Origin of the sequence: Bartonella vinsonii subsp. berkhoffii ATCC 51672, from assembly GCF_902825225.1 — a bacterium.
Taxonomy (GTDB): Bacteria; Pseudomonadota; Alphaproteobacteria; order Rhizobiales; family Rhizobiaceae; genus Bartonella; species Bartonella berkhoffii.
Genome location: NZ_CADEAK010000195.1, coordinates 1 through 429 on the forward strand (window position 1 = coordinate 1; position 429 = coordinate 429).

Below are 429 nucleotides of genomic sequence, written 5' to 3' on the forward strand. Positions count from 1 at the left end.
CAGGAATTGCAAGGAGCTGTCAAGCAAGCACTCAAACGCATTGGTGAACAAACAGGCCGCGAATTTGGTAGTAAAAGCACACCACTGTTACTTTCTGTTCGTTCTGGGGCTCGGGCTTCTATGCCGGGGATGATGGATACAATTCTTAATCTTGGTATGAATGATGAAACAGTGAAAGCAATCGCTTTGCAGACTAGTAATGAACGCTTTGCTTATGACAGTTATCGCCGTTTTATCCAAATGTATTCCAATGTTGTTTTAGGTTTGGATCATTCGTGCTTTGAAGAGATTCTTGATGAGGTAAAAGTATCCAACGGTTATGATGTTGATACAGAAATGACAGCCACTGATTGGAAAAACGTTATTATTTCTTACAAAGCATATGTTGAAGAAAAGTTAGGTGAGCCTTTTCCGCAAGATCCTGAAGAG

Annotated in this window: 1 protein-coding gene; it reads left to right on the plus strand. The window is 40.6% G+C overall.

Annotation, left to right across the window (positions count from 1 at the left end; genetic code table 11):
- Positions 1 to 429: PEP/pyruvate-binding domain-containing protein (locus tag J7R10_RS08900; RefSeq protein ID WP_281432519.1), on the plus strand; the 429-nt coding region annotated here is incomplete at both ends.